The sequence below is a fragment of the Paenibacillus sp. FSL H7-0942 genome, assembly GCF_045040715.1.
Classification (GTDB): domain Bacteria; phylum Bacillota; class Bacilli; order Paenibacillales; family Paenibacillaceae; genus Paenibacillus; species Paenibacillus amylolyticus.
In genome coordinates this window covers 3,707,035-3,722,163 of the sequence record NZ_CP150279.1, presented here as the reverse complement: position 1 = coordinate 3,722,163, position 15,129 = coordinate 3,707,035, and the positions used below count along the sequence as shown (strand labels likewise).

The following is a 15,129-nucleotide window of genomic DNA, read 5'->3' as shown; positions in this document are numbered from 1 at the left end:
TCTCTACTCACTTTATATCTACTACAAAAGGTACTGTAAAGACTTCCCCATCATGCTGGAATTGGCCCCAGATTTTATAGATTCCGCTATGCGGGAAGGAGGTCATAAATTCCGCTTTTGGACCTGTTGCCTTTTCCTCTGTTGGATGAACATGCAGATATTGCTCTGCATCCTCAGAAAGGATAACAACATGACCTACAGCACCGAGGTATTGTTCAAGATTATTAATCCCTTCGTTCGTTGACGCATCCATGATATTAAAGGTCAGATTTACGTCGTTGTTGGCCTTTTTGGTACTCAATGAAAGTTCGATTTTTTTACCATCCACTTCTTTTACAAGGTTGGAATCCGCTTGAACAGGCTTTTGGGCTTTTTCTTGTCCCCCAACGTTCACCCATTCACTGAGTGCAGTACTCACTCCACCTTTTGGAACAAAGTCGGCAAGGATTTTGTATTCGCCACCGGCTGGAAATGAAGTTTCAATCGCAAACTTTCCATCGCCTTTATAATCAGGATGAATGTGATTAAAGTAAGAAAGATCTTTACTCACTACGATAAGGTGCATTCGTTTTTCGTGACCCATTTCAAATTCATTAACCGGATTACCATCGACGTCCGTGATTTGGATTGTCAGATGCGAATTTTCATTGGCCTTCACATCTGATGCAAAGGAGAACGAGGCTTTAAGGATACTTGCTGTTGAATCAGCATGAGGCCCTGCATGATCATGACTCGCACCTTCAGTTTCAGAATTCTTCTCAGTATGATTCATACCACCATGTCCATCTGTATGTGCACTTTCTTTAGGGGTTCCGCAAGCAGACAACACACCGAAAGCTAAAACACCGGTTAACATTAGCATGATTTTTTTACTCCTCATCATCATTATGTTCGCTCCTATTCTAGTACTTTGACTAGTGACGTACTTTTACGCGTTGCAATCGCAGGGCGTTTAGAACGACGGATACCGAACTCAAGGCCATCGCTGCGCCTGCAACCCATGGGGCTAACAGACCGATAGCTGCAATAGGGATGCCTAAAGTGTTGTAACCAAGTGCCCAGAACAAGTTTTGCTTAATGTTGTTCATGGTCTTACGACTCATGTAGATAGCATCAGGAATACTGGATAGATCGCCGCGCATGAGCGTTACATCAGCCGCTTCCATCGCTACATCTGTCCCCGTACCAATCGCCATACCAATATCTGCAGTTGCCAAAGCCGGTGCATCGTTGATACCATCGCCAACCATGGCCACTTTTTTACCTTGAGATTGCAGTTTTTTCACTTCTTCCGCTTTTCCTTCCGGCAAGACCTCTGCACGAACGTGGTCAATACCTACTTGAGCAGCGATGGCTTTTGCCGTCCGTTCATTGTCACCTGTAATCATAATGACCTGAATGCCCATTTCTTTCAGACGGCTCACTGCAGCTTTCGAAGTTTCTTTAATCGTGTCTGCTACAGCGACCATACCTGCATATTGACCATCAATGGCAACCAGCATCGCAGTTTTCCCCGCTTCTTCCAAACGTGACATCGAATGATAAGCTGCTTTTGCATCGATATTATACTTTTCCATCAGTCGACGTGTACCCACGAGTAGTTGTTTACCTTGAACCATTGCCTGGATTCCGAAACCCGGAAATGCTTCAAAGGATTGTGTTCCTGGTAGTTCGATATTTCGTTCCTGGATGCCTACAACGATGGCTTCTGCAAGTGGATGCTCAGAATTTTTCTCTGCAGCTCCAACAAGTTTCAGGAATTCATTTTCATTGCCAAGAGCGACGACGTCAGTCAATTCAGGTTTACCTTTTGTAACAGTACCGGTTTTATCCAGAAGGATCGCATCAATTTTATGCGTCTGCTCCAGATGCTCTCCGCCTTTGAACAACACCCCTAGTTCAGCCGAACGACCAGACCCCGCCATAATGGATGTTGGGGTTGCAAGTCCAAGTGCACATGGACATGCGATAACAAGAATCGCAATTGCTTTTTCTAACGAACCTGCAAAATCGCCTGGTGTAACCCAGAAGTACCAAACCACGAAAGCAACTATTGCAATTCCTACAACGATCGGGACGAATATGCCCGAGATCACATCGGCTACCCGCTGAATTGGTGCTTTTGATCCCTGAGCTTCTTCAACAACCTTAATAATTTGTGCAAGAGCGGTTTCTTTACCTACTTTGGTTGCTTTGATCCGAAGAATACCGTTTTTATTAATCGTAGCTCCAATCACAGCATCTCCGACTTGTTTCTCTACTGGAAGGCTTTCGCCCGTAAGCATGGATTCATCTACAGATGAGATCCCTTCCAGCACCTCTCCGTCTACAGGTACTTTATCTCCTGGACGAATAAGGACAACATCTCCTACAATGACTTCATCCACTGGAATGGTAAGTTCTTTGCCATCCCGAACCACTAATGCCGTCTTCGCCTGTAGACTCATCAGTGATTTAATAGCCTCTGATGTTCGGCCTTTCGCAAGTGACTCAAACAATTTACCCATAAGAACCAATGTAATAAGGACCGCACTCGTTTCATAATAGAGGGATGGACCATGATGCATCCCGTCAGCCATACTTGACCATTGAATGGTTAAATACAAACTATAGAAGTAGGCTGCAGAGGTACCAAGTGATACCAACACATCCATGTTGGCACTCCCGTTTCGGAGAGCCTTATACGCACCTACATAGAACTGTCTACCAATATAAAATTGTACTGGTGTAGCCAGGATTAGTTGGAACCACGGATTCATAAACAATTCCGGCACATAGATCCATGAAGTGAACGAGAAGTGACCTACCATAGTCCACAACAGCGGCAAGGAAAGAATCGCCGAAATCAGTAATTTCCGTTTTTGATTACTCAGTTCTTTCGCACGATGGTCACTTGCACCACCACTGGAACCGTCTGCCTTCACGATCGCCGTATAACCAAGTTTTTTCACCTTGTTTTTCATGTCTTCGATGGAAACTTCACCAGGGGAAAATTCAACTCGGGCCGTTTCCATGGCGAAGTTTACTGAAGCGTTAGTCACGCCGGGCAACTTGTTCAGGCCCTTTTCAATTTTGTTCGCACATGCTGCACAGGTCATACCTTCAAGATTGAACTGCGCAACCTCTGATACGGAACCATATCCAAGTTTTTTGATTTTTTCCTCAAGTTCTTTCATTTCCACTTTCGTGGGATCATACGTTACACTTGCCTTTTCCAAAGCAAAGTTAACATTTGCTGATGTGACCCCGTCCATTTTACCGAGGCCTTTTTCGATTTTGTTTGCACATGCTGCACAGGTCATTCCTGTAATTTGTATACTCGACTGTTTTGTCTGAGCCTCTGCTGTTGCCACAATAACTCACTCCCCTCATCGTCCATTACTTACGCTACTTCGTAGCCTTGCTCTTCAATAACTTCTTTAATTTGCTCCAAGGAGACTTGATTTTCATCATACGTCGCTTCAACCGAATCATCACTGAGGTTCACCTTGCCACTCACTCCAATTTCTTTCAGAGCACCTTCGATGGAGTTTACACAATGTTGGCAGCTCATACCTTGTACATTCAAAACAATGTTTTTCATCTTATTTCGTCCCTTCTTGTGGGTGATTTTTTGGTTTAGTTTGACCTAAACGATGGGCTAAACTCTCGAGGCCAGTTTTTCAGGTCTCATCAAGCTCTTGTACAATACAATACCCCCCTACCCTATATTAGTCAACATATTTTTATACCCCCACACCCTATATCGACTGTCTTTCTCGTTAGATCAATGAATTATGGAGAGAAGAATCGATTATTTATACGCTGATCGGTAATCGGACCATGTTCTTGTCCAGGACTTGGGAAAAAACTTGTACCGATAAAATAAAAAAGCCGCTAAAATAGCGACTTCAATGGGATCATGATTTTGTCTCTCGATATAAAATTCCCTTATCTATTGTTGGATGCTACTCCATCGGCTTACATCACATTGTCCATAATGATTATCACCCACAGCAACCATCGTACCATCCGATTTCAGTCCAATCGTATGGGCACACCCCGCCGAAACAGCTCGAATATCGTGCCAGCCACGTACATCGCATTGGTGATGTTTATTCGAACCCACCGCAACCATTGTACCGTCAGACTTAAGACCAACGGTATGATAACTCCCCGCTGAAACTGCCACAATATCGCGCCAACTGCTTACGTTGCATTCACCATCATTATTTCTTCCCACAGCCACTACCGTGCCATCCGATTTAAGTCCAACCGTATGAAGATACCCCGCCGAAACAGCCAATATGTCGCTCCAGTCGTTTATGCTACATTGGTTATACTTATTGTTACCAACCGCTGTTACCGTACCGTCTATTTTTAGACCAACTGTATGCCAGTCACCTGTCGTGACCGATACAATATCACGCCAGCTGCTCACGTTGCATTCCCCTTCATTATTTCGCCCCACCGCAACCACAGTGCCATCTGATTTAACCCCAACCGTACGGCACCAACCTGCCGAAATGGTTACAATATCGCGCCATTCGCTTACATTACATTGGTCATGCTTATTCCAACCTATAGCAGTTACCGTACCATCAGATTTAAGACCAACGGTATGTGCATTACCGGTGTTCGTAGCCATATGAACATTACCAGCAGCGACTGCGACAATATGGCACCAATCGCTTACCTTACATTGACCGTATTTATGATCACCCACAGCTATTACTGTTCCGTCAGATTTAAGAGCAACGGTATGACGACGACCTGCCGCTATGGTACAGTTACATAACCGTTTCGTCTCAAACACTGTTTCCTTACGTGAAATGTAGTCCATATCTTCCTCCTCTTCACAAATTGAAGGCAAATTTACATTTCCTCTACGTTGTTAGATCGCACTGCTACAAAAGAAAGGCTCGTACAGGCAGGGTATTATTACTTCCCTGCCCAATACGAGCGTCTACGTCCAATTGCACTCAAACGGTTGCTCCGAATGTGTACTTTAGCAATCGTTTCATTTCATGTGGCGATAGTCTAATAGATCCTTCAAATTTGAGATTTTCTGCAACAGCTGTTCCCCGACATTGGTTTCCCTCACCAGTTTCCGTGCCAGTTCTTTGTCCACCAATCTTTTTAGAGATAACACGTCCGTTCCGTTACATAAGACATCTTCTTTTGAGTTAAATTTCTTATGGGCGACAAGTTGCATGCCAAAGGAATTGTACAACAAGGTATATCCGGCAATGCCCGTTGTGGATTGATAGGCTTTGGAAAAACCGCCGTCAATCACGATCATTTTCCCATTTGCTTTTACAGGGTTCTCTCCACTAATTTCTTTGACTGGCGTGTGCCCGTTAATGACATGTCCATGATCTGGATTCAAATCAAACTCCTGCAAGATTTTTCGACAGATCTCTTCATTTTCACGTAAATGGTAGTAAGGATTCTTTCTCTCCTTATGTGCTTCTTTATCTTGGATAAAATACCGTTCAAAAGTGGTCATTTCTCTCTTTCCAAAGAGCGAGGAGCATTCTCCTGTCCAGATGTACCATACCATATCCGTCGCCAGATCTTCTGTCTCTTCCGGATGCGCAAAGGCGTAACGTAAATAGTCTTCAAAAACATCAAGCAATTGACGGCCCGCATATGTCTTGTCTTCAATCTGCATTTCTTCCATATTTCCTTCTTCATCCAAAGGAATACAGCCGTGGATTAACAAATTCCCGTTGTAGTTTAAATAAAGGCTACCCTTTTTCATGAGAAAATTCATATGTCTGGCCATCTTTTCGGAATGCTGAACGGAAAACAACAGCTTTTCCATCACTTGGCGTTCTTCCTCCAGCAATTGTTCAGGTTTCTGCGGATTTACGGTTGCGAAACAGGTGTTTTCCAGCAGGTATGTTTTACCGCAGATGTTGATTTCATTGTTGTCGTAATCAATCTGCTCCAGCAAAAGTCTTTCAGACATATTAAAGTATGGGCGTCTCTTGATAATCGGGATTTCAAGTTTAAATTGAATCATGGCAATGGCTTGGTGAATTTTGGTGATCTGCAGAATCTCCTGCTCCGATACATTATGGCCAGCCTGTAGCTTAGGTCTGAAGGACGGATTGTCCTCGTAATATTTCTCCGCCAGGTTTAGCAGTGGGCGCAGATTGATTCCGTATACATCTTCAATGATGTCCAGATTATCGTATCTGGCGCAGATCCGAATAATATTCGCAAGGCAGACCAGGGAACCTGCGTAGGCTCCGATCCAGAGGACATCATGGTTCCCCCACTGTATGTCTACAGAATGGTAGTTGATCAGCGTATCCATAATTTTATCGGGGTACGGCCCCCGGTCATAGATATCTCCAACCACATGAAGATGGTCAACGACCAGGCGCTGTGTCGTATAAGCAAGTCCGATAATGAGATTGTCCGCCTGGCCCAAGGATATAATTTGCCGATATATTTCCTCGTAATAAGGATTCTTATTGTTGGTCGAATCCGTCTTGTATAAAAGCTCTTCTACAATATATACATATTGCTCCGGCAGAGCTTTACGCAATTTTGAGCGTGTATACTTGGAAGAGGCATAAGAAATAAGCTTAAGCATGTGTTCAATTGTTAGTCTATACCACTGGTTCAAAGCCTGTTTATTGCTCAGTTCCCCTATAACCAGCTGTATTTTTTCTTCCGGGTAATAAACTAACGCCGCAAAATCATTGATTTCTTGTTCCGTCCATACCTCCCGGAATAATTCTTTGATTTTCTCTTTGACGGTACCCGAACCGTTTCTTAGTACATGCTGAAAAGCGTGGAACTCCCCATGCAAATCACTGACAAAATGCTCGGTTCCCTTTGGGAGATTGGAGATCGCTTCAAGGTTGATGATCTCTGTTATGATTTTTTCTTCCGTATCATATTTCTCGGCCAATAAATCTAGAAACTGCTCATCCAAAACAGATGTCCCCCCTTCAAGGAAGTATGGTGTTGTATAGCCGGGTCCAAAAGCTTTAGACCTATATAAAATTACACTCTATACTTGGCATTGATTATATGGTGATTATCAGCATTGCCTTCCCCCATCATACTCCAGTTCATCATATATGAACAAATTTCATTGAATGGATTTGAATGAACAATGTCTGTAGTTATTTTAGGAATAAAAAAGCTGCTAATATAGCGACTTTCAATGAGAGCATGTTCTTGTTTCTCGACATTTTTTTACTAACTGCTATTTTACACAATGAAAAATAAACGATCTATTTTCCGAATTTGCTTGTTTAAATTCCCAATCACCATATGTTTTAATTTTTGAAAAACCAATTTGTTTCAGCGACTCATCAAGTTCTTCTTGATTTCGAAACCTCAGCTGCATTTTTTCATGAACTAACACTTTTTCTGTTTTGGTATTTTTTACTATTTCATAGAAAGTGTAAATATCTCCCTCAAACCCTTCATATTCTGTATAAATTTCTAAAGGATCTCCGCTTAGTCTCTCTTTAGCTAAGTCAGGAGTTTTGTCCTTCTCCCATTCTTCCCATACTTTTACCAAAGGGTTTCTTGTATCAAAAATAAAGTGACCCCCGATTTTTATGTTGACTGTCAACTGTGTAATTTAAAGTAATCCCTTTTATAACAATCCTTCAATAGAATTACACCTTATTTTCTGTGTAATTAGCATACTACGATGTATAATTGCTTCTTTCATTCGCACACATGAGAACTAGTGTTCCTTATAACTATACAGAACATTTGTTCTAATATAAAGATGAATTTTTATACAATTGTAGGACAACAAACTTATACATACGAAAAACTAGCTAATGCTATGTCAAGTCAAGCTTTCTCATATTCAGCTTATTGCTGTAAATAGAGCACCAGCATACGGTGATAATGTACTGTAGATTTTAAAATAACGGCTGGCCTCAACCATCAAACATGCTAGAAGGGCGGTGGGAGAACTGTTTTTAGTACGAGGTTTGTCCCCAGGGGCTGTCACGTTCTCCCGGCTACTTCCAGCATAAAATAGCTATTAAAAAAAGCCAACCAGAATCTCTGGTTGACCAAATAATTCGAAGGACTGTCCCATAAGTCATGAATAACAGTGGACATTCCTTACTAGTGTTATTTATTTATGTTATTTGCTCTGATTTGCACAGGTCTGAGCTGTAACGAATCACGGAAACCCTATTTCGTCGATTGGGTCGATTTTTAGGTCCTGACGCCATATTATGACGGAATAACGTTTACTGATGGAGTTAGAATAAAAAGTGGTACGGCAGATTTGTTTCCTGTGAAGCAAGGATTGTTAGTGACTGACGTTACTGCACGTATCAACCTTGTCACAAGGCATGTTTGCATATAACATGAAGTCCCTCCCAACGATAGCACTGCTAAATAAAAGCCTGATTCAGAGGTGGCTGTGTTTTTACTCTAGACTATCTCGTGAGCCCAGGTTCGTGATTCCGTACACGAACAGATTCGGGAGTTACGACGACGTGATGATTAAGTTGCAGTAGACCGCACCCTTCCAGTCTCGGGTCTTGTGCGAGTGATACGGTTCGTTTGATTAGCTGAGCATAGATTTCCGGTTCTGTGAATTTTCTTCTATATTTGGTTTCAAGAAAATTAATGAGCAGAGCGGCAGCGCCAGCCACATGTGGTGAGGCCATTGAGGTTCCTCTTAATTGTGCATACTTAGGCTGAGTATAAGTCGACCAGATGCCGTCACCAGGCGCAACAAGATCCACCTGATCATTGGTATTGGTGAAGCCAGGGAAAGTGCCGTTCAAACTAATGGCTCCTACGCATACAGCCTCTGGGTAAGCGCCGGGGTAACCGACTTCGTCTTCTGCTGCACCAGATCCATTGCCTTCATTGCCTGCTGCGCAGACAACCAAGATATCGTTATCAACGGCAGCCTTCACGGCATCGTGCAGAGCTGGATCGTCGTCTGGTCCACCGAGGGACATATTAATGACGCGAACGCGCTGCCTATTGTCTGGACCGCCACGCCACTTTATACAGAATTGAATTGCTTTTACGATGTCCTCGTTAGTGGCGCCGAAGTCCACGCCTCCAGCTCTATTAATCCGCTGCATAACTTTGGCGATCAGCAGCTTCACTTTAGGCGCTACACCGATAACACCGTTTCCATTCTCTACAGCCGCGATCGTACCTGCAACATGTGTGCCGTGACCGCTGAAGTCAGTGACATCACTATCTCCTCCTTCAGAAGCAACGAAGTTGCGTGTTGCTACAATATTGCTGCTCAAATCGGCATGTTGTACATTACAACCACTGTCGATTACCGCGACAACAACATCTTCGCCTTTGCGGCTTTCTTCCCAGATATGTTCTGCTTTTATCATCTGAACACCAGCAGGCATCTCGTGAATCGTTTCTTCTTGTGCTAATACTTCATACTTAGGTATTCGAAAGTCAGTCATATGGACATCTCCTTAGTAGATTTAGTGAAATTGACTAAACGTTGAGAAATCGATTTTCGATGCAAGCTCCGGCATGTCAATGAACGGATTGCGATTACCCTGTATACGGAATATCGCTTGATTGCGGTGCTTCTCATACAGCAGATTCGGTGGAAACTGCTTGTGCCAGTCCAGCAAGACTTGAACGTTAAACTTGCTTCTAAACTCCGGTTTGATCTGATCACCATGCCTCATCAAGAAATAAAGAGTGGCTCTCGCTACGAATCCTTTTCCATATTCAGGCTCGAATTCACCTCCTGTTCGTGCATCTCCGCCTGTTTCCATACCGCAATGGTCTCTTGTCGAGTCATTGGTCATAATCCGTTCCGGGTTAAAATTTGGGAAGTCCTCATAGACCTTGTTGCCGCGATAGCTGTTGCAGCCGATCTCACAATAAAAGAGGTGATGGAGGTCACCTCTCATCGGTTCGCGTTTATTGAAATAGGATTGTGGAACAACATGCTCAATATTAAGCGGTAAGCCGCCTTCACTCGTTACATCCTGCTGCTGAAGGAATTCTTGATCTTCTTTTAATACGGAAACCGGGTCGGCTTCTTTTCCGGAGTATATGCTTCGAAAAGTCCCATCGGAGTGTAAATCTACCCAGGTTTTCAGGTGCTGACCGCTGCTTCCGTAGTTGGGCTGATTCTCGTGCGTATGGGTTAACAGCTCGTTAAGCGAACGAAATAATGTCTTTGAATCGGTAGTAGACAGATCAACACTGTTGTAATACTGTTGGATATCTGTCTGATCTTGTGCGGCATCATAATATTCACGATCATTCAGTCCTATACGTTCAAGATTAGTTTCAAGTAGCTTGATGCTGCTATCCATGCCTGTTAGTAAATGACGGATATCATCAATCTGAACTGTCGTTTGTGTATCAGACATCATCCTTTGATCCAATGCATAAACCTCCTAATTTTGGGTTGATTTCTTATGTGCCATGAAGTAGCATGGTCGATTTTAGATTTTACTATACGCAGAAAAAAGTTCCGGTAAATGATGAGCATCAATTACGTACAGAGATTCTAACAATGGAAAATGTCGAACACTAAGAAATGGATGTTTATTTTTTGATACAACTAACTTTACCAACGGAGCTTCCGGGCTAAAGATATGGAAAAAGCTTTGCAGGATGCACTGCACAAGGCTGAAGGCTTGCGGTTTGACTTCAATCATCCGCAAAAGATAGATTGGATCTCAGAACAGCAGGTTCGACAAAGAAAGACATTTTCCCCAACATATTTTGAAAAAGATTCCGGGATATCTTATAAAAAGTAAATCGTTATCAATGTCAGCAGAAAATAAAGTATTAGACTGGATATCTTTATTCCACACGGCTTTTCGAATTGTAATACCATCAGACTCCATTGAATAAGTTTTTAGACTGACCCTAGAAATTGAAACAGCGACAGCAAAGGACGAGAAAATAAAGCCCTAGACTGTCGCTGTTTTATTGAACTAAAGTTACCCGTTAGCGTAAAATCGTTTCTTGATTTCTCCAAAAAAATAATTAGGCATTTACCCTTATGTCCATTTGCCTATAAACCGCATAAGATGCCTTTAACTAAAGAAGAGGAGTAATCAAATGAACTATTACAGCCTAAATCAAAATTCTTTATATTACGCTAATGCAACCCAATCATTACCACTTCAATATGAAGTATTATTTCAACAACCAAATTACTATTACAACCCATGTAGAGCTGGGAACTGCATATGCTTTAATCAGTTGCATCCTTACCATCCTTACCATGCTTATCCTTCCTATTACGATAATCGTTTCTATACGTTTCCAACCTATCTTGTCAATGCAATAGACTACCACTTTGCCAGACAACAAGGTGAACACGTCTATCTGGTAAGAAGTGGCGAGTTAATCAAGATGGACAGCAATACACTCAGACCTGTCGGAAGAGACTCGGGATGGGAAAATGCGACACTCATGGCAGCATCAGGTGAACACGTCTATCTGGTAAGAAGTGGCGAGTTAATCAAGATGGACGCTAATACGCTTAGACCTGTCGGAAGAGACTCGGGATGGGATAATGCGACACTCATGGCAGCATCAGGTGAACACGTCTATCTGGTAAGAAGTGGCGAGTTAATCAAGATGGACGCCAATACGCTTAGACCTGTCGGAAGAGACTCGGGATGGGAAAATGCGACACTCATGGCAGCATCAGGTGAACACGTCTATCTGGTAAGAAGTGGCCAGTTAATTAAAATGGACGCTAATACGCTTAGACCTGTCGGAAGAGACACAGGATGGGATAATGCGACACTCATTGCAGCATCAGGTGAACACGTCTATCTGATTAGAAGTGGCGAGTTAATTAAAATGGACGCTAATACGCTTAGACCTGTCGGAAGGGACACAGGATGGGAAAATGCGACACTCATGGCAGCATCAGGTGAACACGTCTATCTCGTTAGAAGTGGCGAGTTAATCAAGATGGACGCCAATACGCTCAGACTTGTCGGAAGAGACTCGGGCTGGGATAATGCGAAGCTCATGTCGGCGACTCTTTCTGCCCTTGTAACCCCTCCACCAGCTGAGGAGTTGGGACCGGGCATACACAGAAACCTAATCAGAAAAATAAGTTATGATGAACCATATTCTACAACCTGTTATGAGGATGTTCTTGGACAGCAAGTTCCTTATCCTTGCTTTGGAATGAAAACAAAAGTCATTGAAGTATTTCTTGAAACCAGATATCCTCCAGAAGCTACACCTGTACAAAAAGCTGAAATAATTGCATGCGCAGTGATTGCAACTGAAGCTGCTTATGCGGCCTTTATATCAGCTTATTCTGCAACTACTGCTGCGACTGTTGGTGGGGGAATCATTGCTGGTGTAGCCGCTGGGATTGCAGCAGCTGAAATTGCTGGAAGGGTATCATTTGACGAATGCAAACGAAAAAATTTACCTCATGACATAGCTAGTAGAACTGGTATTGGCATCGTACAGGAGAAATACGACCAATAAGTTAGTCGAATCAATTAACGAAACCATAACGATTAATATAGTTTAAGCACGTTACCTAAACGATAAGCAGACGATCGTTCTGGTCGGCTGCCTTTCACTATCGTTACCCGTTAGATCAACGAGGATGCCGTGTCATTCCGGCAGCCTCATCCAATTAATTATTAAGCGATAGTTGCACGTTAGTGAAGTACAATCCTTGAAAATATGCTCATAAAACTAATACGCAGCACTCCCTAGAGATTTAGAAATGACGGATTGTCAAACCAAGTGCGACAGTTCCTCTGTGAAAGATTCGTGAGCAGTTCTCTAATCCAAACATTTTCGTGGTCTGTGATTAATTAAATCTAGTGAACGGGCGAGATCTTCATCCTCCACTTTAGCGAGATCGGTGCCTTTAGGGAAAAACTCTCGAAGCAAACCGTTCGCATTTTTTTCATTTGCACTGCGTTGCCAAGACGAATAGGGATCTGCAAAATAAACGGGTAAGTCATGGGTGGTTTTCAGGTTGGCATAGCAAGCAAACTCCTTACCTCGGTCAGCCGTGGCTGTGAGGAAGGTAGCTGTAGGGTACTGTGAGATGGCTACACCGAGCGCAATTTCCATAGACAATGCCGTACCATCCGGCATGAGAATAGCCGTATACAAGCGTGTTTTTCGTTCAATCAACGTCACTACGCACCCTTTACTTTTCCCGCGATCCGATACGACGGTGTCCAGTTCCCAGTGTCCAAACGTTTCACGAAAACGGACCTCTTTTGGACGATCCGAAATGGATCTGCCGATAGCGAATGTACCGCGAGTTTCTGTGGGTTTTTGACGCTTCCCGTTGTGTCGGAGGATCTTTAACGTTGCCTTGAACCAGCCGACCTGCGTAGATCCAGTGATAGATGGTTTTGAAGGAGACCACAGGCAGACCTTTGGTGCGGCAACGTTCTGTGATTTGTCCTGGAGACCACGTTGCCTTGAGTTTTTCACCCAAGGAAGTACCCAGAGCGTCTGACCATTTACCGGGAGAGACAGACGCCATACGCCGTTCGCTGATAGGCCCTTTGAGCGTGTTCAGCCTGATAGGGTTGTGATGAAACCGTGCGCTCCAACTCACGGCAAATGGTCGAAGGATGCCTACCCAGTTCTTTCGCGATAGCTCGTGAACTTTTTCCTTGCTGGTGGACTTTTGGAGAGTGATCGCCGAGCAGAGCTTCCATGTAAAGATGTTGTCTATCGGTTCTTGAATCAATCTTCTTTTGCGTGGCGGCGATTTTTGCAAACGTTAAGTCTTCGGATCGTACGCCATTTTGAATCGCTCATTTCCTCCAAACGGGTGCGTGTATTTATCGTTGATGATTCAGTACTCACCCGGAACCGGAGTAAAAAAGCAGAGCTGCTGGCACGTGTGTTTGACCACTCTACAGGCAAATTTTCTAAAGGATACACCATGCTCACGCTCGACTGGTCGGACGGCTTTAGCTTTGCTTCGCTGGATTTTGTAATGCTGTCTTCTGCGAAATTCGCCAATCGCTTATGTGAAATGGCTTGCCAGCTTTCGAGACGTAGCCACGGATACAAACGCCGGAGCGAGGCTTTTTCCCGGAAGCCAGATGCGGTTGTGGGCTTGCTAGATCAGGCTTTAACAGCGGGCTTCACGCGGACTATGTGTTGATGGACAGCTGGTTTACGCAAGCCCCACTGCTTCGGAAGTTCAGGGACAGAGGTCTGCCTGTGATTGGGATGGTGAAAAAAATGAAGCAGCGATATCTCATGTCGGGACAGCGAATGACACTGGGAGAAGTGTTTTAAACCCTGCCAAAATCAAGTGCAAAAGACATCAAAGGCTCCGTGGTCGTGCATACTTCATACGGTCTGCCGGTGAAGCTGGTCTTTGTGCGTAACCGGAATAAAAAGCGGGAATGACTTGCCATTTTAAGCACAGACATCACGCTGGATGATGCCGAAATCGTACGAATCTACGGCATGCGTTGGAGCATTGAAACCTTTTTTAAAGTCACAAAAAGCTATTTAAAACTGGGAACGGAATTTCAAGGGTGTTCTTTCGACTTTCGACCAATTGATTAGCCATACGACGGTTGTATTCAGCCGTTATTTGGCGATGGAATACGAACGGCGTGAATCCAGTGATGACCGTACACTCGGTGGACTCTTTTTTCTATTTGCCGATGAAGTTCGCGATCTGGACTTCCAGACCGCGCTTCAGCAACTGATGAGATTATTTCTTGAAATGGCAAAGGAAAAAACGAAAAAGAACAAAACGACCGTTTTTTGTCAACTACAAGAATGGATCTCCGGTTTACCCAGCTATATCAAGGGTTTGTTTGGAGATTTGAGCTGCGAAAGTTGAGTGATTTATTTAAACCTTCAGCAACAATAAGCTTAGCATCAAGAGCTACTTAGGCTCATTGACGATTTAATCACCTGAGAACTAATAATTACAAGAGTACGGTATTAACTAAATAATCGTGAAATTTCCTTGACGAATAATTTGAGTGAAATTTCACAATGCTAGTACTGTTCAAAAAAAATTATTAACGAATGGAGCATTAACAAATGGGAGGCCAATTTATTGTTGCGGTTAAGCCACAATTGAATATTAGTAAAAAAGAAAATGGATTGGTTAGTTCGGAATCTGTTCGAGGGAATGAATTAATGAATATCATC

At 43.4% G+C, this 15,129-nt stretch carries 10 protein-coding genes and 2 pseudogenes; 3 read left to right on the top strand and 9 right to left on the bottom strand.

The window, feature by feature from the left end:
- Positions 1-7 precede the first annotated feature (7 nt).
- From MHI48_RS16540 to MHI48_RS16505, 8 genes are all read right to left on the bottom strand, one after another.
- Positions 8-886, bottom strand: coding sequence for a hypothetical protein (locus MHI48_RS16540; protein ID WP_405141121.1), 879 nt, complete (start codon positions 884-886; stop codon positions 8-10).
- Between the two features lie 28 nt (positions 887-914).
- Complete coding sequence (locus tag MHI48_RS16535; protein WP_405141119.1) at positions 915-3,353, bottom strand: heavy metal translocating P-type ATPase; 2,439 nt, start codon at positions 3,351-3,353, stop codon at positions 915-917.
- Between the two features lie 29 nt (positions 3,354-3,382).
- Complete coding sequence (locus MHI48_RS16530; protein WP_047843207.1) at positions 3,383-3,583, bottom strand: cation transporter; 201 nt, start codon at positions 3,581-3,583, stop codon at positions 3,383-3,385.
- A gap of 351 nt (positions 3,584-3,934) precedes the next feature.
- Entirely contained in the window at positions 3,935-4,822 is an 888-nt protein-coding gene (locus tag MHI48_RS16525; RefSeq protein ID WP_405141117.1) for an RCC1 domain-containing protein, read from the bottom strand.
- 177 nt (positions 4,823-4,999) lie between these two features.
- A complete protein-coding gene (locus MHI48_RS16520; protein WP_405141116.1) occupies positions 5,000-6,931 on the bottom strand; it encodes a fructose-1,6-bisphosphatase in 1,932 nt (643 codons plus the stop codon).
- Positions 6,932-7,207: 276 nt separating this feature from the next.
- Positions 7,208-7,528 (bottom strand): hypothetical protein, encoded by a 321-nt coding sequence (locus tag MHI48_RS16515; protein ID WP_405141114.1) that lies wholly within the window; start codon positions 7,526-7,528, stop codon positions 7,208-7,210.
- 886 nt (positions 7,529-8,414) lie between these two features.
- Positions 8,415-9,425 (bottom strand): S8 family peptidase, encoded by a 1,011-nt coding sequence (locus MHI48_RS16510; protein WP_405141112.1) that lies wholly within the window; start codon positions 9,423-9,425, stop codon positions 8,415-8,417.
- Positions 9,426-9,446: 21 nt separating this feature from the next.
- On the bottom strand, positions 9,447-10,370 hold the full coding sequence (locus MHI48_RS16505; RefSeq protein WP_405141110.1) for an endonuclease I family protein: 924 nt from the start codon (positions 10,368-10,370) through the stop codon (positions 9,447-9,449).
- A 213-nt stretch (positions 10,371-10,583) separates the two neighbouring features.
- On the opposite strand from MHI48_RS16505, the gene MHI48_RS16500 reads away from it, so the two are divergent.
- Together MHI48_RS16500 and MHI48_RS16495 are read left to right on the top strand one after the other, a co-directional pair.
- Positions 10,584-10,748: a hypothetical protein gene (locus MHI48_RS16500; protein ID WP_405141108.1), complete on the top strand. Its 165-nt coding sequence runs from the start codon at positions 10,584-10,586 to the stop codon at positions 10,746-10,748.
- A 307-nt stretch (positions 10,749-11,055) separates the two neighbouring features.
- Positions 11,056-12,456: a hypothetical protein gene (locus MHI48_RS16495; RefSeq protein WP_405141106.1), complete on the top strand. Its 1,401-nt coding sequence runs from the start codon at positions 11,056-11,058 to the stop codon at positions 12,454-12,456.
- A 306-nt stretch (positions 12,457-12,762) separates the two neighbouring features.
- Here the strand turns inward: MHI48_RS16495 and MHI48_RS16490 are convergent.
- A pseudogene (locus MHI48_RS16490) lies at positions 12,763-13,661 on the bottom strand (IS30 family transposase).
- Between MHI48_RS16490 and MHI48_RS16485 the strand changes: the two are divergent.
- Positions 13,628-14,812: pseudogene (locus MHI48_RS16485) on the top strand (transposase); the annotation flags it as partial. The pseudogenes MHI48_RS16490 and MHI48_RS16485 sit on opposite strands and share 34 nt — an antisense overlap.
- Between the last annotated feature and the right edge of the window lie 317 nt (positions 14,813-15,129).

Bases quoted from the DNA above. Each gene is read 5' to 3' on its own strand.
- MHI48_RS16540 (WP_405141121.1), bottom strand. From the start codon at position 886: ATGATGATGAGGAGTAAAAAAATCATGCTAATGTTAACCGGTGTTTTA.
- MHI48_RS16530 (WP_047843207.1), bottom strand. From the start codon at position 3,583: ATGAAAAACATTGTTTTGAATGTACAAGGTATGAGCTGCCAACATTGT.
- MHI48_RS16525 (WP_405141117.1), bottom strand. From the start codon at position 4,822: ATGGACTACATTTCACGTAAGGAAACAGTGTTTGAGACGAAACGGTTA.
- MHI48_RS16510 (WP_405141112.1), bottom strand. From the start codon at position 9,425: ATGACTGACTTTCGAATACCTAAGTATGAAGTATTAGCACAAGAAGAA.
- MHI48_RS16500 (WP_405141108.1), top strand. From the start codon at position 10,584: ATGGAAAAAGCTTTGCAGGATGCACTGCACAAGGCTGAAGGCTTGCGG.
- MHI48_RS16495 (WP_405141106.1), top strand. From the start codon at position 11,056: ATGAACTATTACAGCCTAAATCAAAATTCTTTATATTACGCTAATGCA.